The following is an 18,719-nucleotide window of genomic DNA, read 5'->3' as shown; positions in this document are numbered from 1 at the left end:
AATAACGGACTTGCCGCTGCTGCCAGCGATCGAGCGATCAGCCGCGGGGCTGTTTGCCAATCAGTCCGGGCTCGCGCACCTGGCCGAGGGTGCGGTCATTGCGGCTGATGAGCACGCGCAATTCTTGTCTGACGGCTGTTTGTGGGTGGCCGAAAACGGAAGCACGATCAGCGGATTTCTAGCCGCGACCGAACTCGCAGGCAGTTTCCACATCCGCGAAGTCTCGGTCGCTCTGGGCGCCCAAGGCCAGGGCTTGGGGCGGGCGTTGATTGAGACCGCGCTCTGCAGTGCACAGGAACGCGGCTTTGCGGCAGCGACACTAACCACCTTTCGAAATGTGCCGTGGAACGCGCCGTTCTATGCGCGGCTTGGCTTTCGTGCGCTTGAGCAAGCGGAACTCACGCCGGCGCTGGCCGCGATCCTTGCCGAAGAACTGGCGCACGGCATGCCCCAAGGCAGCCGATGCGCCATGTTCTACCCGCTTGGCTAAGGCTTACCAGCCCGACTTCATCCCCTTGTTCTGCTGGTCCAGCCACTTCTTGAGCGGCGCGAAATAGGCCATCATCGCCTTGCCGCTCATCTCGCGGCTGCCGGTGAAGGCTTCCAGCGCATCGGGCCAGGGCTTGGATGCACCCATTTCCAGCATGGCATTCAGGTTCTTGCCGACTTCCTTGTTGCCGTAGAACGAGCAGCGGTGCAGCGGCCCCTTCCAGCCGGCCTGCTTGCACGCAGCCTCGTAGAACTGGAACTGCAGGATCCGGGCGAGGAAGTAACGGGTATAGGGCACCACCGCCGGGATGTGATACTTGGCCCCGGCATCGAAGGCATCGGCCCCGCGCGGGCTGGGCGGCACAATGCCCTGATACTTCAGGCGCATGTCGGTCCAGGCCTGCTGATAGCCCTCGGGCTTCACCGCGCCGGAGAATACCTGCCAGCGGAACCGGTCGACCAGCAGGCCGAAGGGCAGGAAGGCCACCTTGTCCATTGCCTGGCGCAGCAGCAGCCCGGTATCCTTGTCGGCCGAAGGCACCTTGGCCCGATCGAGCAGGCCGATCTGCACCAGGTATTCCGGCGTCATCGACAGGGCGATGGCATCGCCAATGGCCTCGTGGAAGCCGTCATTCGCGCCGTCGAGATAGAGCGGCGACTGCTTGTTGTAGGCGCGCTGGTAATAGTTGTGGCCAAGCTCATGGTGGATGGTGACGAAATCGTCGCCGTTTACCTTGATGCACATCTTGATCCGCAGATCGTCGATATTGTCGACGTTCCAGGCCGAAGCGTGGCAGACCACTTCGCGGTCCTGAGGCTTCACGAACTGCGAGCGCTCCCAGAAGGTCCTGGGCAGCGGCTCGAAGCCTAGCGAGGAAAAGAAGCCCTCACCTGCCTTGACCATCTTCAGCGGGTCGTAGTTCTTTTCCTTGAGCAGTTCGGTCACATCGAAGCCCAGATCGCCAGATCCCAGCGGGGCCACCAGGTCATAGATGTTGCCCCATTCCTGCGCCCACATGTTGCCGAGCAGGTCGGCGCGGATCGGGCCAGTCTTGGCCTGCACCTTGTCGCCATACTTGGCGTTGAGCTTGCCGCGGACATAGGTGTGCAGGCTGTCGTAGAGCGGCTTCACTTCAAGCCACAGCTTTTCGGTCAGCGCGGCGAAGTCCTCGGGGCTCATGTCATAGTTGGAGCGCCACTGCGCGCCGAGGTCGGCAAAGCCCAGCTCCTGCGAACCCTGGTTGGCGAGGGTGACCAGCTTGGCGTAGTCGTCCTTCATCGGCTTGCCGACATTGTCATGCCAGGAGGTCCACATCTCCTTCAGCTCATCGGGATTGCGGCTGGTGCCCATCCGCTCCTCGATGTCGCTGCCGTTGATCGGCTGGCCACCAAGGGTGCCCTTGCCCTTGCCATAGACCCCCTGGATGCGGGCCTTGATCGTGGCGATTTCCTGCGCCGCGCCTTCGCGGGTTGGCGCGGGCAGGACGATCGCGGTGCGCATCCGGTCCAGCTTGCGGTCCGTATCGAAGGACAGGCCGGGCGTGGTGGAATGCTTGGCGGCTTCCAGCGCATTGCGGACCATCAGCGTGGTCAGAGCAGCCTCACCCCGAGCGGTCAGCGCTGCACTGTCCTGGTTGATATAGGTCTGATAGATCCATTCGGCCTGGCCGCTCTCGATTACCTTCTGGTTGAACTCCTGCTCCGCCTTGGCAACGAAGGCATCGGCCTTGGCCTGGGGCGTGGCGGCGTCCTCGGCCATTGCAGGCGTGGCAACCAGCGCCGTGGCGAGCGCGGCGAGCGAAACGATCCTCTTCATCAGTGCAACCTCATGGAAAGCGACAGGCCCAGCGGGCGATGGCCTTCGCTGGCAAGCACCTGCGCGAGGGTCAAGCCCGGATCGGCAAACGGCTTCAGGCGAGCAGGAAGTCGCGGATCGCCTGGCCGAGGTCGGGCTTGGTGACGCAGCTCATGTGCGTGCCCGGCACGGTCACCAGCGTTGCATCGGGCAGGGCCTCGGCCAGGAGGTCGGGCGAACCGTTGTCGCGATCCTGGTCACCATTGACCACCAGCGTCGGCATGGTGATCTTCGCCAGGTCGGCCGGGTCGGTATCGCTGAAGGTCTGGAGCAGCAGCCGGGTTGCCACGCGATCCACCTTCATCGTCTTCATGAAGGATACTGCGGCAAAGGCCGGATCGCCGTGCTTGACCTCGTCAAACCGATCAATCGCATCGATGAAGAAGGCGCCGCGCCCGGTCCAGCCGGCCAGCCCTTCCAGCCCCATGCCACCCAGCACAAGCCGCCGCGGCTTCAGCCCACGGATCACCGCCCGCACCGAAGTGCGCGCGCCCAGCGAAAAGCCGCACAGGTCAAACTCGGTCAGGCCCAGCGCCTCGACCAGCGCGATCGTATCTCGCGCCAGCACGTCGGCGGGATAGGCTGCGGGATCGTGCGGCTTGCCGCTTTCGCCATGGGCGCGCAGGTCCGGCATCAGGCATTCGAACCCGGCATCGGCCAGCAGCTGCGCCTGCCCCCAATTCACCCAGTTCATATGTGCGCTGGAAAACAGCCCGTGCAGAAGCAGCAACGGCCGCCCCGAACCAAGCCGGTGCAGCGCCAGCGGGGTGCCATCAAACGAAGGGATCAGTTCCGGGGCTTCGGCCATCATTGCGTCCTCTCAGGCGAAGTGCGCTGGGCAAAGGGCAAGGCCAGCAGGGCGCCCAGCGCCGCCAGCGCCATGTCCTTCTGCGCGTCGAATATGTCTCCCTGCTCGCCATTATAGGCCCCGGCATCGGCCGGGGCGAGGGTGAGCGTCAGGGTCCATTCGAAGATCTCGTAGAACCCGCCCATGGCGAGAACAAACAGCACTGCAAAGATCAGCGCCATCCGCCGCGTCAGCCGCCAGTAACGCGTGCCCAGTTCAACGATCGGATCGATCGCCAGGAGGCCGAACAGGAAATGGACCAGGCGGTCGAACATGTTGCGCTGGAACCCCAGGGTGCTGTCGATCCCGCCCAGCCAGGTGTCATAGGGCACGAAGCTGTAAGACCAGCGCGCCGCAAACAGGTGCAGCAGGACAAAGGCCGCGATACACCCGGCGGAACGGTTGCCGATCGGCCAGCGGCGCAGCGCAATTACCGCCATGGGCAAGAGCAGCGCCACCGGCCCAACCTGCAGCCAGGTGTTGGTGGGATAGATCGCCCCGATCGCGCTCAGCGGAATGCCCAGCGCGATCGCGCCCAGCATCCAGCGCTGCGAAATCGGGATGCCGGACAAACCTCAACCTTTCTTGAGGTGCCGGCGCCCGAGCAATTCGGCGATCTGTACCGCATTCAGCGCAGCCCCCTTGCGCAGGTTGTCGGACACGCACCACAGCGAGAGGCCGTTGTCGACAGTCGGGTCTTCGCGCACGCGAGAAACGAAGGTTGCCCCATCGCCCACGCATTCGACCGGCGTGATGTATCCTCCGTCCTCGCGCTTGTCGATCAGCATCACCCCGGGGGCTTCGCGCAGCAGGTCCTGGGCCTGCTCGGCGCTGATCTCGTCCTCGAACTCCAGGTTGATCGCCTCGCTGTGGCCGACGAACACCGGCACGCGCACGCAGGTGGCGGTCACCTTGATCTTGGGATCGAGGATCTTCTTGGTCTCCACCACCATCTTCCATTCTTCCTTGGTCGAGCCATCATCCAGGAAGCTGTCGATGTGCGGGATCACGTTGAAGGCGATCTGCTTGGTGAACTTCACCGGCTCATTGGCCTGGCCGACGAAAATGTTGCGGCTCTGCTCGAACAGCTCGTCCATCCCCTGCTTGCCCGCGCCTGAGACCGACTGATAAGTCGCCACGACCACCCGCTTGATCCTGGCCGCGTCGTGCAAAGGCTTGAGCGCAACGACCAGCTGCGCAGTCGAGCAGTTGGGGTTGGCGATGATCATCCTGGCCTTGTAGCCGTCGATCGCATCGGGGTTCACCTCGGGCACGATCAGCGGCACGTCGGGGTCCATGCGATAGAGGCTGGAATTGTCGATCACCACGCAGCCTGCTGCTGCCGCCCGCGGCGCATGGGCCTTCGAGACATCGGACCCTGCCGAAAACAGCGCAATGTCCCAGCCGGCAAAGTCGAAATGATCGACGTTGCGGACCTTGAGCATCCGCCCGGTCTCGCCAAATTCGATCTCGTCTCCGGTCGAGCGCGACGAGGCGACTGCCGCCAACTCGTCGATCGGAAATTCGCGCTCGGCCAGCACGTTCAGCATCTCGCGCCCGACATTGCCCGTCGCGCCGACCACTACCACCCGGTAACCCATGCCAATCTCCTGTTGAACGGTCGCAGCGGCTAGCCCTGCCCGCCGCCATTGTCCACCGGCAGCATGTCGAAGGCGACAGTGATGCGGGGCTGCTCGCTCTCGAAAGGGGTCGTGCCATGCCACAGGTAGGACGGGAACAGCACCAGCGTGCCCTCCTTGGGCTGCACCACGCGGCGCGGCGGCAGGTCGAGCTTGAGCGCGGCATCTGGCACGCCAAAAGCCAGCGCGCCCTGCCCACTGCCCGCGGCCACTTCGGGCGGCAGGCTGGCGTAATAGGCGCTGCTCATCCAGCCGACCTGGTGGATGTGGCTGACATGGAAGCCTTCGCTCCTGAGGCGGACCGACCACGAGGTGGGAAAACTGATCTCCCCGGTGTTGCGCGACAGGAAGGGATGCTTCGGATCATGCGGCAATTGGGCGATCCGCGACTGCGCCGCATTGCGCAGGGCTAAGGCCAGGGCCAGGATCACCGGATCAAGCGTTTCGAACAGGTTGCCGCGCGTCTGCGTGCCGCCGCGCAGCGACTGGTCGGCCGGCTGCGCGGAGACGGCATGGCGCCCTTCCAGCACCGCGCGGATATCCGGATCGGTGCCGATGTCGATCGGCATGACCAGGTTGTCATAGTCACACAACCAGTGTTCGCGCGGGTCGTCGAGCAGCCGCCAGGCAACCCCCAACAGCGACCAGGCGGCCTGGTCGGTCGGCACCAGCTGGGCCGCGCGCTCAGCGGCCAGGGCAGCGGCGGCGGGATCACCCTGTCGCAGCATGATGTGCGCCCGCGTGGTCAAGGCCCCGGAATAGTTCGGCTCGCGCGCCAGCAGCCCATCGACCACGGCCAGCGCCTCGGCATCGCGGTCCAGACCGCTCAGCGCGATGGCCTGATAGGTCTCGATCAGCGGGTCCTGGCCCCAGCGCGCTTCCGCCGCAGCGGTCCAGTCCAGCAGTTGCGCATAGTTCCCGTGACCGCGCGCCGTGACCATTGCCTGGGCCCAGATCGGCCCATTCTCCGGCACGCGGCGCAGCGCCTCGTGGAAGGTGTCCAGCGCCTCGTCCTTGCGCCCCAGCTGCGGCAGCAGGCTGGCGAGCACGACGTGCGGCTCGATCAGATCGGGCTTGATCCGCGTCGCCTCGCGATAGGCCTCGATCGCTTCGTCGAACCGCCCGGCATCGGCCAGCAGGTTGCCGCGCATGACCGCCGTTTCCGCATAGTGCAGGCCATCGGCCCAGGCGCGCTCGATCTCGACCAGCGCCTCTTCGCTGCGGCAGAGGTTGCGCAGCTCGACCGCCAGGTTGTGCCGCGAAATCCGGTCGCCCGGATTGGCCGCAAGCTGGCGATGGAGGGCATCGGCCTGCGCGGGCACGCCGACCGGGCCAATGCCCAGGGTGCGGTTCACGGCTTCACCCCGTTGCGTTCGAGGAAGGCAAAGATCGCCTCCCACATGTGCTTGCCCACCTTCGGCCCGCCAACCCGGTGCGTAAAGCCGGGATAGAGCATCATCTCGAAGGGCACGGCATTGGCCTGCAGCCGCGAAATCAGCGCCGATGAATGTTCGAACACCACGTTGTCGTCGGCCATGCCATGGATCAGCAACAACGGATCGCTGATCTTCGCGGCATCGGCCATGGCATTGGCCTTGTCATAGGCCGCCGCGTCCGGTCCCTTCATGTCCGGGCCGGGATCGCCCATGTAGCGTTCGGTATAGTGGGTATCGTAAAGCTCCCACTTGGTCACCGGCGCGCCAGCAATCCCGGCGGCATAGACCCCCGGGTTGGCCTGAAGCATCTTGAGCGTCATGTAGCCGCCATAGGACCAGCCATAGGTCGCGATCTTGTCCGCCGCGACATAGGGCAGCGTCTTGAGGAACTGCGCACCGGCCAGCTGGTCTTCCACTTCGACCCCGCCCATGGCGCGATAGAGCTGCTTCGCGAAATCGACGCCGCGATTGTCCGATCCGCGATTGTCGATTTCGAACCAGATATAGCCCTTGTCGACCACGGCCTGGGCCAGCGGGTTCATCCAGGCCTTCAGAACCTCCTGCGTGCTCGGCCCGCTATAGTGCGAAAAGAACACCGGATAGCGCTTGCCCGGCTCCAGCGGCGGAGTGATCATGTTCCAGTGCAGCACGGTGCCGTCTGACGCCTTGATGGTCCCGAACTCAGTCGGACGGTGGCTGGCAAGGTAGGGCGCATAGGGATGACTGGCATCCAGCTTGTTTTCTTCCACCCAGGCAATCCGCTTGCCGCTCTGATCGGCCAGGTAGACCTGCGGCGGCTGGTTCAGCGCCGAGCGCGTGATCAGCAGCGACTTGCCGGACTTGTCCATGCCCGCACTATGATGAAAGCCCGGATCGGTCAGGCGGGCGATTTTCCCCGGTGCCTTGAGGTCAAGCGCATAGACCTGGTGGGCCCGGACATCGTCCTTCGTCCCGGTGAAAAAGACCTTCCCGGCTTCCTGGTCCACCCCGACCAGCCCGGTGACGACCCATTCGCCCTTGGTCAGCTGCCGCCACTTGCCTTGGCGGAAGTGCCACAAGTGCCCGAACCCATCGCGCTGTGACCACCAGACCAGGCTGCCGTCCTTGAGGAAGCGGTAGCTGTTGGAAAGATCGATCCAGTGGCCCTCGGCCGCGGTCTCGGTGAACAGCACCCGGCTCTTGCCGGTGGCCGGATCGACCGCCAGCATGTCGAGCCGGGTCTGGGCGCGGTTCTGGCGCTGGACATAAAGCGTCTTGGCATCCGGTGCCCAATCGACCCGGGCAAGGTAGATGTCCTTGTCAGGCCCCAGGTCCACTTCCACCCGCCCGGTGCCATCGGGCTTCTGCACGAACAGGGCCACTTCGGCGTTTGGAGTGCCCGCCAGCGGATAGCGCTGGGCATAGGTCTTGGTCCCTTCGGCCCCGATCGCGGCGCGGGTGACCACGGCCACCTTCGCTTCATCGAAGCGTTGCACCGCGATCCGGCTGTCATCGGGTGCCCACCAATACCCGGTGATGCGGCTCATTTCCTCCTGCGCAACGAATTCGGCTTCGCCCCAGCTGACCGTCTCTGACGCTTCCTCAGGCGTGACTGCGCTGGCCGTTCCGCCGACCGTCCCGGTCCACAGCCGCCGCCCGCGCACGAAGGAGACATAGCCGCCCTTGGGGCTGAGTGCCGGGTTCAGCTCGTCCTCGGGTGTGTCGGACAGGCGCTGCACCGGGCCATCCAGCCGGGCGAGGTAGAGGTCGCCATCCAGCGGCACCAGGATCGCCTTGCTGTCGGCGGCCCATTCATAGGTGACGATACCCTTGAGGTCGCCGATCCGCAGCCGTTCGCGCTGCATCTTTTCGGCTTCGGACAGTTCGCGCCCCGAACCCAGCTTCAGCGAATCGACCAGCATGGTCCACTGGCCGGTGCTGCGATCAAAGCCCCACAGGTCGAATCGTTCGCGATCGTCCGGCCGGTTGCGCAGCAGGGTCAGCCAGCGGCCATCGGGCGACAGCTTGACCCCGCGCGGGACGGAACCCGACAGGCTGGGGCTGGCAAAGACGCGTTCAATGGTCAGCGACTGGGCGGCAGCGGGCACGGCGCTCTCCGAAGTGGTCTGGGCAAGGGCGGGGATGGCAGGAACCAGGGCAGCAAGCGCACTGGCGGCAAGCAGGCGGGAAATCGGCGACATCGGGACTCACGCGAAGAAAGGGGCGCCCCGGTGATGCGGGACGCCCCTCTCTAACCAGCTTTGCGGCCAGCGCCAGTGGGCTGGTTCACCCTGTCGCAGCAAGTGCGCGACGACGGAACGGTTGCATCCGGCAGTAGGTCAGGCTGCGCCAGACCCACTCGAGCGGGCCGCTGGCAAACCAGCGCATCCACAGATTGGCGAAGACGAGCAGGCCGATCACGATCATTCCGGCAAGCGCCGAGGTGTAAGCCCAGCCTTGGCCGCCCGGCAGTCGCAGTCCGATCGGTGAATACATCACGTAGATGCCGATGAACTGTTGCAGGAAGTAGAGCGAGAAAGCCATTTGCCCGGCCGCGATCAGCGGCTTCAGCGCGGCCCGGCCGGGGGCAAAGCGCATCAGCAGGTTGATCAGCGCGATATGGCCCAGCGATACCGCAATGCGGGCATATTCGTGCGTCATCCACAGCGTCTTGGGGATCGGCTGGAACGTCATTCGCTCAAGCCCGCCGACATAGCGCGCGGTGAGGCCAAACCCGTAAGCCAGCACCAGCACGACCAAATAGTCCCGGGTTGAGCGCTGCCCCTGGATGAAGCCCAGTTTCCAAAGTGCGATCCCGATCAGCATCACGCTGAATGCCTCGAAAATCCCGCCAATCAGCGAACCCTTTTTGACGAGCGTGACATAAGTGGAGGTCAAGAATTCGGCATAGTCCCCGAACGAGCCGGCGCGGGCCTTTACCTCGTCCCTGGCAAGCTTCTGGATCTCCGGTTCCTGGCCGGTCGCCCGGGCAATGATCTTGTCCCATTCCTTGATCGCGTCGGCTTCTTCGGTGGTCAGCTTCTGGCCATTCTGTTGCTTTTCGACCGCGACCTTGTGGGTTTGCTGCAGCTCGCCGCGGCTGACATACTCGATACCGCCGATCACCGACATGAATGTCGCAAGAGCGAGGCCCAGAATCAGCAGCGAGCGGACCTTCAGCTTGCGGAACGGAAACAGCGCAAGCGCACACAAAGCGTAGATGTGCAGGATATCGCCCAGCCACAGCAGCCCGAAGATATTGATCAGCCCGAACAGCAGCAACCACAGGTTGCGCCGGATGTAGAGATCGGCCACGCTCACCGGACCATCGGGTTCCATTGCCTTGGCAGCGGTGATCATCAGCCCGGCACCGAACAGCATTTCGAGCATGCCGCGCTGGCTGCCTTCCAGGAAGGTTTCGAGGAACAGCCAGATCTGCTGGTCGGCCCGGCTCCAGCCCAGCGTGCGAAAGTCGGCAAACATGGCCGTAAGCGGGCCTGACATGGCCGGAAGGTTGATGAAGAAGATCCCCAAAATCGCGAAGCCGCGCAATACGTCGAGCACGGCGATGCGGTCCTTGCCGCGCACGGGCGCTAGGCCCGTTGCGAGGCCCTGTTGCCCTGTCATACAAACTCTCCCCATCCAAAAGGAAGAGGTATACTAGCATAGTGTATTACTACAGCAACTCACATTCCGATACCGGTACAGAAAGGGCCCCAACCAGCGGTTGGAGCCCTTTCGAATTCAGCGCTGATCGGGCGATCAGGCGTCGTTGCGCACATCGCGGCGCTCGGCGATGCGAGCGCGCTTGCCGGTGCGGCCACGCAGGTAATAGAGCTTGGCCCGACGCACCACGCCCTTGCGGACGAGGGTAATGCTGTCGATGTTGGGCGAGTAGAGCGGGAACACACGCTCCACGCCTTCGCCGAAGCTCATCTTGCGGACGGTGAAGTTGCTGCCGATGCCCTTGTTGGCCCGGGCGATGCACACGCCTTCGAAAGCCTGCACGCGGGCACGATCGCCTTCGATCACCTTCACGCCGACGCGCACGGTGTCACCGGGGCGAAACTCCGGAATATCCTTGGCGGCCTTGGCAATTTCCTCGGCCTCGATCTGCTGGATCAGGTTCATGATCCTCAGTCCTTCTTTTCACGCCGCGCGCCAGAGGCAGACTGGACCCGAGCGCCCTCATGACGCTCCCAAAGATCCGGCCTGCGTGACCGTGTATCGACCTCGGACTGGGCTTTGCGCCAAGCCGCGATCTTCGCATGATCCCCCGATCGCAGCACTTCAGGGATCGTGCGCCCTTCCCATTCCTGGGGTCGGGTATAGTGAGGATATTCCAACAAACCGTTCTCGAACGATTCTTCGGACCCACTCGAAGGCGCGCCCATTACGCCGGGAAGCAGCCGAATGCAAGCGTCGAGCAGCATCAGTGCCGCCGGCTCTCCGCCCGACAGCACGATGTCGCCGATCGAGACTTCCTCGACCTGGCGTCCCTCGAAGATCCGCTCGTCGAATCCCTCGAATCGGCCGCACAGGATCGTGACGCCAGGCCCCGCTGCCAGCGCGCGCACGCGGGCCTGAGTCAACGGACGCCCACGCGGGGTCATGGCAATCACCGGGCAGTCTGGATGGGCTGCGCGGGCATGGTCAATCGCGGCAGCCAGCACATCGACCCGCAGTACCATCCCCGCACCCCCGCCGGCCGGCGTGTCATCGACGGTCTTGTGCTTGTCGATCGCGAAATCGCGGATTTGGACAGTATCGAGCGACCACTTCCCCTCGTCCCGCGCCCGCCCGGCCAGCGAGATGCCAAGCGGCCCCGGGAACATCTCGGGGTAAAGGGTCAGGACAGTGGCGGCAAAGGTCATGGGGCAGGCCTTTCCCAGATTGGCTGCCCCGGTGCAATTGAACTCTTGCACCGCCCCACGCACCGGGGAACAGTGCGGGACATGAAGCACCTCTCCCTGCTGCCCCTGCTCCTTGCCATTGCTGCGCCCGCGGCTGCCGAGGAAATCGGCGAATGCCGGTTCAGCCGCGAGACGCTGACCTTTGCTGGGAGCCGGGTGGAACAGGCCACCTGCCTGCTACGCAAGATCGAGCCGCTGGCCGTGCGCAAGCCCCAGCCGCTGCCCCCGGTGATCCGCACCCTGATGGAAGGCGAAGGCGCGCCCACCGCCGCGCAGAAGGCGGCGGCCATCGCCGCCTTTCCCGAACCCTATCGCGCCTATGCTGCGCAGTGGGCCGATGCGCCGATTTCCCGCACCGAAGAGGGACTGCCGGCGCTTTACTTCGTGATCCACGACACCTCGACGCCGTTTTATGCCAATGAGCCGTTCCCCAAGCGCCTGAACCAGGACTGGAAAGTCAACGACTTCACCCCCTACATGGATGGCACTTTCGCCAAGGCGCCGGTGGCGCACATCTTCCTGAACCGGGTGGGGCAGATCTGGGCTGGCCACGATTTTCAGGAAGCGTGGCGGGCAACCAAGCTGGAGAGCCGCGTTGTCGGCCCGCGCGCCCGGGGCCGGATGGTGCACATCGAGACGGTCCAGCCGCGCCGCTTCATGCCGGGCGCGACAACGCGGGCCCGCACCTATGGCCCGAAGCCCGGCTTTACCAAAGACCAGTACCGGATGCTGGCCGCGCTTTACGTCTATGCCAGTGCGCGGGCCGGGAACTGGCTGATCCCCGCGCAGCACAACACGGTCGACGCCGGGATCCCCGATGCGCACGACGATCCGCAGAACTTTGAATTGAAACAGTTCGCTAAAGAATTGGAAAAGCTGGTCAATCCGCCGCGTAAGGGGCGCTGACCAGCAGCCGGGAATCATCCCATTCGGGCACGGCTTCGGGCCGCATCGGCACCATGAAGCGCTTGCCGGTGGGGCGCACGATCTCAATCACGTCGCCCGCGCCGAAGTTTTCGACCGCGACCACTTCGCCTAGCGCCTCGCCCTCGGTCGAGACGGCGGGCAGGCCGATCAGGTCGGCATGATAGTATTCACCCTCGGCCAGGGGCGGCAGGGCCGAGCGCGGCACGGTGAGCAGGGTCCCGCGCAGCGCTTCGGCGGCAGTGCGGTCGGTCACTTCGGCAAAGCGGGCGGTGGCCCCGCCCTTGCCGTCGTCGCGCAGCTTGGCCAGGGTCAGGCCCGAAGCGTTGAAGGCGCGGAACCGCCGGAGCGATTCCACGCCTTCACCAAACAGCTTCAAGCGTACCTCACCAGTCACACCATGCGCACCAACGATGGCGGCAAGGGTGACTGGACGGTCCTGCACCAAGGCTTAGCCTTCAGCCTGTTCTTCGGTGGCTTCGGCAGCCGGAGCTTCTTCAACAGCAGCCTCTTCAGCCGGGGCTTCCGGAGCGGCTTCCTCAACCACTTCCTCAACCGCCGGAGCAGCAGCGGCAGCCGCGGCGGCGGCGGCAGCTTCTTCAGCCTCGCGGGCCTTCTCGGCCTTTTCCTCGGCGCGCTCCTTGGCCTTCTTGCCGGGTTCGGCCTTCTGCGGGTTCACGGTCGGCGCGCGCTCCTTGATGCCGGCCTTGTCGAGCAGGCGGGCAACGCGGTCGGTCGGCTGGGCGCCAACGCCGATCCAGTACTTCACGCGGTCTTCGACCAGGCGCACGCGGTTGGCGTCGTCCTTGGCGAGCAGCGGGTTGTAGGTGCCGACCTGCTCGAGGAACTTGCCGTCACGCGGGGCGCGGCTGTTGGCAACGACGATCTTGTAATACGGGCGCTTCTTCGAGCCACCACGCGAAAGACGAAGGGAAACAGACATTTGAACTACCTTTCGAACAAATCAGATTAAACGTTATTTCTTCAGCAAATCGTTGAGGTTGGAGGGCAGACCGCCCCCGCCCAGCCCCGGCAGGCCGCCGCCCGCGCCCGGTCCGCCCAGCCCCGGCATGGCGGCCCCCAGGCCACCCTTGCCGAACAGCTTGCCCAGACCCGCTAGGCCGCCCATCTTCTTGATCTGCTTCATCGCGCGCTCCATTTCCTGGTGCATCTTGAGCAGCTTGTTGACGTCCTGGACCTGCATGCCCGCCCCCTTGGCAATGCGGATCTTGCGCTTGGCGTTAAGCAGGTCGGGCCGGGCGCGTTCCTTGGGGGTCATCGAGCCGATGATGGCATCCATGCGGAGCAGGACGCGATCATCCATACCGCTGTTCTCCATCGCCTGCTTGGCCTTCTTCATGCCCGGCATCATGCCGGCCAGAGCGCCGAGGCCACCCATCTTCTGCATCTGGCGCAGCTGGCTGCGCAGGTCGTTCATGTCGAATTGACCCTTGGCCATCCGCGCGGCCATCCGCTCGGCCTCTTCCTCCTCGATCGCGGCGGCGGCGCGCTCGACGATCGAGACGACATCGCCCATGCCGAGGATGCGACCAGCCACGCGGCTCGGCTGGAACACTTCCAGCGCGTCGAGCTTTTCACCGGTCCCGGCAAACTTGATCGGCTTGCCGGTGACCGCGCGCATGGAAAGCGCCGCACCGCCGCGGGCATCGCCGTCCATCCGGGTCAGCACGACGCCGGTCAGCGGCACCTGGGCGGTGAAGCTCTGCGCAACGTTGACCGCGTCCTGACCGGTCAGCGAATCGACGACCAGCAGCACTTCTTTGGGGGCCGAGATCGCGGCGACCGCCTGCATCTCGTCCATGAGCTGCTGATCGACGTGGAGCCGGCCCGCGGTGTCGAGCAGCAGCACGTCGATCGCCTGCAGCTTTGCCGCCTGCAGCGCGCGGGTGGCGATATCGACCGGCTGCTGCCCCGGAATGATCGGCAGGGTCAGCACGTCGACCTGCTCGCCCAGTACCTTCAGCTGGTCCTGCGCGGCCGGACGGTTGACGTCGAGCGAGGCCATCATGGCCTTCTTGCCGTGCTTTTCCTTGAGCAGCTTGGCCAGCTTGGCCGTGGTCGTGGTCTTGCCCGAACCCTGCAGGCCGACCATCATGATCACGACCGGCGGCGTGGCGGCGAGGTCCAGGCCTGGCACATCGGTGCCGCCCAGCATCTCGACCAGGGCGTCGTTGACGATCTTGACGACCTGCTGGCCCGGCGTGACCGACTTCAGCACCGACTGGCCCACGGCCTGCTCTGTCACCGAATCGATGAAGCGGCGGACGACCGGCAGGGCAACGTCGGCTTCGAGCAGGGCGATTCGCACTTCGCGCATCGCCTCGCGCACGTCTGCCTCATTCAGCGCACCGCGCCCGCGCAGCTTGTCAAAGACGCTGCCAAGCCGGTCTGAAAGAGTGTCAAACATTCGCTCGTTCACCTCGAAACGCGAAAAAAGCCGGTGGGCGAAACCTCGCCGACCAGCTTGCCGCTCAAATACTCAAACTTCGGAATGATGCCAGAATGTTGGTGGAGCCTAGCGGGATCGAACCGCTGACCTCCTGCATGCCATGCAGGCGCTCTCCCAGCTGAGCTAAGGCCCCGTAACCAACATCGTACCATCATCCGGTGAACCCCGGGAGGCTCACCTTCCCGCCCGACCAGCGAGCGAGGCCGCCCCTCTAGTGGCGGCTCCCGCACTTGGCAAGAGCGTTTTTACGACTCTTAATTCTCGTCGCCGTCGTCGTCGCCAACGCCCACGCCGAGGTCATCGTCGCCGCCCAGATCGACGTCGTTGTCGGGCGAATCGCCGTCCTCGTCGATGTCCAGATCGGCATCGGCCAGATCGACATCCTCGACGACCTCGACCTTCTCCTTCTGGATTTCCTCATAGGGAATCGGCTGCTTCGACTTCAGCACCGGCTCGGGATGCCAGGCATAGCCGCATTCGATGCAGGTCACCGGGTCATCCTTGCCCAGATCGTAAAAGCGGGTGCCGCACTTCGGGCAGCCGTGCTTCGTGCCCCATTCAGCCTTGGCCATGTCAATTCCTCGATGCTGCCCTTCGCTGCGGCGAAGGGCGGAAAACTCTTCATACGTATTGGAGAGGAGCTACGCCTGCTCCAGCGCGGCGCGCGCCTTGCCATAGGGAGCGCCCGCTGTCAAAGCGCGGCTGTCCCAGACCTGCCGAAAGCCTGCGAAGTGTCCCACGCCGACCCGTCATCCGCCACGCCGCGCCGCTTCCTGCCCGCCGGGCCGCTGAAGGGCACGATCCGCGTGCCGGGGGACAAGTCGATCAGCCATCGCTCGATCATGCTGGGCGCGCTGGCCGTGGGTGAAACCCGCGTCACCGGGCTGCTGGAAGGCGAAGACGTGCTGTCCTCTGCGGCCGCGATGCGGGCCATGGGCGCCAGCGTCCAGCGGGTCGGCGATGGCGAATGGTCGGTCCACGGCGTCGGCGTCGGCGCGCTGCTCCAGCCTGAAACCCCGCTCGACATGGGCAATTCCGGCACGTCCACCCGCCTGCTGATGGGTCTGGTCGCCAGCCATCCGATTGCCGCGACCTTCGTGGGCGATGCCAGCCTGTCCAAGCGGCCGATGGGCCGGGTGATCGAACCGCTGAGCCGGATGGGCGCGGCGTTCGAGGCATCGGAAGGGGGCCGCCTGCCCCTGACCGTGCGCGGCGCCCTGCCCGCGGTGCCGATCGAATACCGCCTGCCGGTGGCGAGTGCCCAGGTGAAGAGCGCGGTGCTGCTGGCCGGGCTCAACACGCCGGGAATCACCACCGTGATCGAACCGGTGCCGACCCGCGACCACTCCGAGCGGATGCTGCGCGGCTTTGGCGCGGACCTGTCGGTCGAGGTGGAGGCCGATGGCACCCGGGTGATTCGCCTGGTGGGCGAGGCCGAACTGCAGCCCCAGACGATCGAGGTGCCGGGTGACCCAAGCTCCGCCGCCTTCTTCATCGTCGCCGCGCTGATTGTGCCGGGCAGCGAAGTGACGATCCAGAATGTTGGCCTCAACCCGACCCGCGCGGGGATTATCGAAGTGCTGCGCCAGATGGGCGGCAGCATCGACGAAGTGAACCGCCGCGAGGTTGGCGGCGAGCCGGTGGCCGACCTGGTGGTGCGCCACTCCGCGCTGAAGGGCATTGAAGTTGATCCGGCCATTGCGCCGAGCATGATCGACGAGTTTCCTGCCCTGTTCGTCGCCGCCGCCCTGGCGGAAGGTACCACGGTCACATCGGGTCTTGAGGAACTTCGCGTCAAGGAATCGGACCGGATCACCGTCATGGCCACGGCCCTGACCGCCGCCGGCGCGCGGGTGCGCGAGACCGGGGACGGGCTGGTGATCGAGGGCACCGGGGGCGAGCCCCTGCCCGGGACTGCTGGCGCCATTGCCACGCACCTCGATCACCGCATCGCCATGAGCATGGCCGTGGCCGGGCTGGCCAGCCGCGCCGGGGTGGAAGTGGACGATACCCGCCCGATCGCCACCAGCTTTCCGGCCTTCGAGGCCTTGCTTGACGGGCTGGTCTGACTCGGCACTGCGAAGTACCGGGATCGCAGGGGTGATTGACGGGCGGACCGCGCGGGCAGCACTGACTGGCGCTCAACCAGCGGAGCGCGTTCCTTGGCATATACCTCTCGGCTTGCACTGGCCCTGTGCGGCCTGACCATCGGCCTGGCCGGCTGCAATGTCTATCAGCCCGAGGCCAAGCCGACTGAAACCGAAGCGGCGGGCGCTCCGGCCCCGGCCGAACAGCCTGCAGTCACCGTCGACACCCGAACCGCGCCAGCTGCGCCGGAAGCAAGCGAGACCGCAATTGCCACGCCGATCAGGCTGGCCGATCCGTTCCGCCGCGCCGATGCCAGCTTCTCGCGCTTTGCGCTGAACTCGTCCAGCGTCCGCCCGCAGGCCATCGGGCGGCTGGTCAATGGCGACATCTGTGACGATGACATGATCGAATGTTCCTGGGCCGACGCCAACGGCGTTGCCCATACCTTTGGCGGCAAGGTGCTGGCGATCAAGTCGATCAAACTGGAGCCCGGCGATCGCCGCGCAATTGGCGCGCTCGACATCGGCACCGCCCGCCAGCCGCCCGAAGTGCTGAAGCGGGTGCGGGCCTTCCTGCCGGAGGTTGCGATCAAGTGCGTTCGGGGACCAGACGCAGGTGAAGGCGGCCGGACGGCGTGCCAGGGCAGTTTTCGCAATGGCGGCTGGCTGAAGCTGCTGTTCAGCGCTGAGACCGGCCAGTTGGAAGAAGCCCGGATCGACGCGTTCCAGATCAACTGACCCATCTCGACAAATAGGGTTGGCCACGCCCATAGCGAGGCGATAAGCGGCAGGCATGATTATCGCTGTCGACGGACCCACCGCTTCGGGCAAGGGCACGATTGCCAAGGCGCTGGCCGCCCATTTCGGCTTGCCGCACCTTGATACCGGGCTGCTTTATCGCGCGGTCGGGCGGCAGGTGGCGCTGAACGGCGGCAATCCGGATGATCCCGCCGATGCCCTCGCCGCCTGCACCTTCCCCGACAGCCTGCTCGACGATCCCGAACTGCGCAGCGAGGCGACCGGCGGCATGGCCAGCCGGGTTTCGGTCCATCCGGCGGTGCGTCAGGCGCTGTTCGATCGGCAGCGCGCCTTTGCCCTGCAGCCGGGCGGCGCAGTGCTCGACGGGCGCGATATCGGCACGGTGATCGCGCCCGAGGCGGAAGTGAAGCTGTTCGTTGTCGCCTCGGTCCCGGCCCGGGCCGAGCGGCGCTTCAGGGAAATGCAGGCCCAGGGCCGCGCCGTGGTTCTGGCGGATATCGCTGCCGATCTCGCGGCGCGCGACGAGCGCGACCGGACCCGCGCCGAAGCTCCGCTGGTGGCGGCGGCCGACGCGGTGTTGCTCGACACCAGCGATCTGGGGCGCGACGAGGCGATTGCCGCCGCCATCGCCATTGCCGAACGACATCGCGGCTGATCGACCTGTCGCAAGCCGATTGCGCGGGGCGGCGTGGCGGTGTTAGCCTGTCGCCATGCCCCGCTTCACCACGCCTCGCTTTGCCCTCATCGCAGTTGCCCTGCTCGCCGCCGGTTCGGCCGCCGCCGTCTCCTCCGCGACCTCGCGGCCTCAGGAGCCAAAGCTGTCCGTCAGCGCCAAGCGCGGGCTGGCCGTGGCCCAGGCGCGCTGCGCCGTCTGTCATGCGGTGACGCCCAATGCCCCCTCGCCCAATCCCGAAGCGCCCAGCTTTGACGATATCGCCAACCGCGAAGGGCTGACCGCCGCCACCCTGCGCGGCTATCTGCGCGATGCGCACAACTATCCCGATGCGATGAATTTCCGGATCCAGCGCCAGCAGGTGCGCGATCTTTCGGCCTATATCGTCACGATGAAGTATCCGGGCCACAAGCCCGCGATCTGATCGCCCCTAAGGCAGCGGTAAAACCGGCGAAAAACCTTGCTTTTGCGGGATCGCGCGCCTAAGCGCCGCCGGTCCCAAGGGGTTTCGGCCCGGCGGGATGCTGCGTTCGGCATGGGGCCAGCGTGGCGGCTCGGCCCTTTTGGCCCGCTGAAAACTCTCCCACACCGGGAGGGCGGCAATGGTGCCGCGGCGGAGAAAAGACCAGCGGATCCAACCGCTTGGC

General features: G+C 65.4%; 19 protein-coding genes and 1 tRNA gene. 6 read left to right on the top strand and 14 right to left on the bottom strand.

Translation table 11 applies throughout. The annotated features are described in order from the left end of the window. Positions 1 to 10: 10 nt before the first annotated feature. Complete coding sequence (locus tag O9281_RS03320; RefSeq protein ID WP_298182700.1) at positions 11 to 490, top strand: GNAT family N-acetyltransferase; 480 nt, start codon at positions 11 to 13, stop codon at positions 488 to 490. Between the two features lie 3 nt (positions 491 to 493). Here O9281_RS03320 and O9281_RS03315 read toward each other — a convergent pair whose 3' ends face one another. The 9 genes from O9281_RS03315 to trmD form a co-directional block, all read right to left on the bottom strand. Further along, positions 494 to 2,305 carry a M2 family metallopeptidase gene (locus O9281_RS03315; RefSeq protein WP_298182698.1) on the bottom strand — a complete coding sequence of 604 codons (1,812 nt, stop codon included), beginning with the start codon at positions 2,303 to 2,305 and terminating at the stop codon, positions 494 to 496. A gap of 94 nt (positions 2,306 to 2,399) precedes the next feature. After that, the gene (locus O9281_RS03310) at positions 2,400 to 3,152 is read right to left on the bottom strand and encodes an alpha/beta fold hydrolase (protein ID WP_298183896.1); all 753 of its coding nucleotides are present in this window, start codon (positions 3,150 to 3,152) and stop codon (positions 2,400 to 2,402) included. After that, positions 3,152 to 3,763 carry a DUF2238 domain-containing protein gene (locus O9281_RS03305; RefSeq protein WP_298182696.1) on the bottom strand — a complete coding sequence of 204 codons (612 nt, stop codon included), beginning with the start codon at positions 3,761 to 3,763 and terminating at the stop codon, positions 3,152 to 3,154. The genes O9281_RS03310 and O9281_RS03305 overlap by 1 nt, the downstream gene beginning before the upstream one ends. 3 nt (positions 3,764 to 3,766) lie before the next feature. Beyond that, positions 3,767 to 4,792 (bottom strand): aspartate-semialdehyde dehydrogenase, encoded by a 1,026-nt coding sequence (locus tag O9281_RS03300; protein ID WP_298182694.1) that lies wholly within the window; start codon positions 4,790 to 4,792, stop codon positions 3,767 to 3,769. 29 nt (positions 4,793 to 4,821) lie between these two features. Next, the gene (locus O9281_RS03295) at positions 4,822 to 6,186 is read right to left on the bottom strand and encodes a putative 2OG-Fe(II) oxygenase (RefSeq protein WP_298182692.1); all 1,365 of its coding nucleotides are present in this window, start codon (positions 6,184 to 6,186) and stop codon (positions 4,822 to 4,824) included. Beyond that, positions 6,183 to 8,447, bottom strand: coding sequence for a S9 family peptidase (locus tag O9281_RS03290; protein WP_298182691.1), 2,265 nt, complete (start codon positions 8,445 to 8,447; stop codon positions 6,183 to 6,185). The genes O9281_RS03295 and O9281_RS03290 overlap by 4 nt, the downstream gene beginning before the upstream one ends. A gap of 85 nt (positions 8,448 to 8,532) precedes the next feature. After that, a complete protein-coding gene (locus O9281_RS03285) occupies positions 8,533 to 9,873 on the bottom strand; it encodes a DUF418 domain-containing protein (RefSeq protein ID WP_298182689.1) in 1,341 nt (446 codons plus the stop codon). 135 nt (positions 9,874 to 10,008) lie between these two features. Beyond that, positions 10,009 to 10,377: a 50S ribosomal protein L19 gene (rplS, locus tag O9281_RS03280; RefSeq protein WP_298182686.1), complete on the bottom strand. Its 369-nt coding sequence runs from the start codon at positions 10,375 to 10,377 to the stop codon at positions 10,009 to 10,011. Positions 10,378 to 10,382: 5 nt separating this feature from the next. Next, positions 10,383 to 11,120, bottom strand: coding sequence for a tRNA (guanosine(37)-N1)-methyltransferase TrmD (gene trmD, locus O9281_RS03275; RefSeq protein ID WP_298182684.1), 738 nt, complete (start codon positions 11,118 to 11,120; stop codon positions 10,383 to 10,385). A gap of 81 nt (positions 11,121 to 11,201) precedes the next feature. Here trmD and O9281_RS03270 point away from each other — a divergent pair, with 81 nt between their 5' ends. Continuing rightward, a complete protein-coding gene (locus O9281_RS03270) occupies positions 11,202 to 12,065 on the top strand; it encodes a hypothetical protein (RefSeq protein ID WP_298182682.1) in 864 nt (287 codons plus the stop codon). On the opposite strand, the gene rimM is transcribed toward O9281_RS03270, so the two are convergent. The 5 genes from rimM to O9281_RS03245 all read right to left on the bottom strand — a co-directional run bounded on the left by rimM (position 12,040) and on the right by O9281_RS03245 (position 15,125). After that, the gene (gene rimM, locus O9281_RS03265) at positions 12,040 to 12,531 is read right to left on the bottom strand and encodes a ribosome maturation factor RimM (RefSeq protein WP_298182681.1); all 492 of its coding nucleotides are present in this window, start codon (positions 12,529 to 12,531) and stop codon (positions 12,040 to 12,042) included. The two genes, O9281_RS03270 and rimM, sit on opposite strands and share 26 nt — an antisense overlap. Positions 12,532 to 12,534: 3 nt before the next feature. Further along, positions 12,535 to 13,026 carry a 30S ribosomal protein S16 gene (gene rpsP, locus O9281_RS03260; RefSeq protein WP_298182680.1) on the bottom strand — a complete coding sequence of 164 codons (492 nt, stop codon included), beginning with the start codon at positions 13,024 to 13,026 and terminating at the stop codon, positions 12,535 to 12,537. Positions 13,027 to 13,059: 33 nt separating this feature from the next. Beyond that, on the bottom strand, positions 13,060 to 14,511 hold the full coding sequence (gene ffh / locus O9281_RS03255; protein ID WP_298182678.1) for a signal recognition particle protein: 1,452 nt from the start codon (positions 14,509 to 14,511) through the stop codon (positions 13,060 to 13,062). Positions 14,512 to 14,610: 99 nt separating this feature from the next. Continuing rightward, a tRNA-Ala gene (locus O9281_RS03250) sits at positions 14,611 to 14,686 on the bottom strand. A 121-nt stretch (positions 14,687 to 14,807) separates the two neighbouring features. Then, a complete protein-coding gene (locus O9281_RS03245) occupies positions 14,808 to 15,125 on the bottom strand; it encodes a TIGR02300 family protein (protein WP_298182676.1) in 318 nt (105 codons plus the stop codon). Between the two features lie 159 nt (positions 15,126 to 15,284). Between O9281_RS03245 and aroA the strand changes: the two genes are divergently transcribed. The 4 genes from aroA (at position 15,285) to O9281_RS03225 (ending at position 18,496) form a co-directional block, all read left to right on the top strand. After that, complete coding sequence (gene aroA / locus O9281_RS03240) at positions 15,285 to 16,622, top strand: 3-phosphoshikimate 1-carboxyvinyltransferase (protein ID WP_298182674.1); 1,338 nt, start codon at positions 15,285 to 15,287, stop codon at positions 16,620 to 16,622. Between the two features lie 93 nt (positions 16,623 to 16,715). Further along, on the top strand, positions 16,716 to 17,378 hold the full coding sequence (locus tag O9281_RS03235; RefSeq protein ID WP_298182673.1) for a hypothetical protein: 663 nt from the start codon (positions 16,716 to 16,718) through the stop codon (positions 17,376 to 17,378). A 55-nt stretch (positions 17,379 to 17,433) separates the two neighbouring features. Further along, positions 17,434 to 18,054 (top strand): d(CMP) kinase, encoded by a 621-nt coding sequence (locus tag O9281_RS03230; protein WP_298182671.1) that lies wholly within the window; start codon positions 17,434 to 17,436, stop codon positions 18,052 to 18,054. 55 nt (positions 18,055 to 18,109) lie between these two features. Further along, positions 18,110 to 18,496: a c-type cytochrome gene (locus tag O9281_RS03225; protein WP_298182670.1), complete on the top strand. Its 387-nt coding sequence runs from the start codon at positions 18,110 to 18,112 to the stop codon at positions 18,494 to 18,496. The last annotated feature ends 223 nt before the right edge of the window (positions 18,497 to 18,719 follow it).

This window comes from Novosphingobium sp. (assembly GCF_027531025.1).
In the GTDB taxonomy this organism is placed as follows: Bacteria; Pseudomonadota; Alphaproteobacteria; order Sphingomonadales; family Sphingomonadaceae; genus Novosphingobium.
This window is presented reverse-complemented; position numbering and strand designations above follow the sequence as displayed.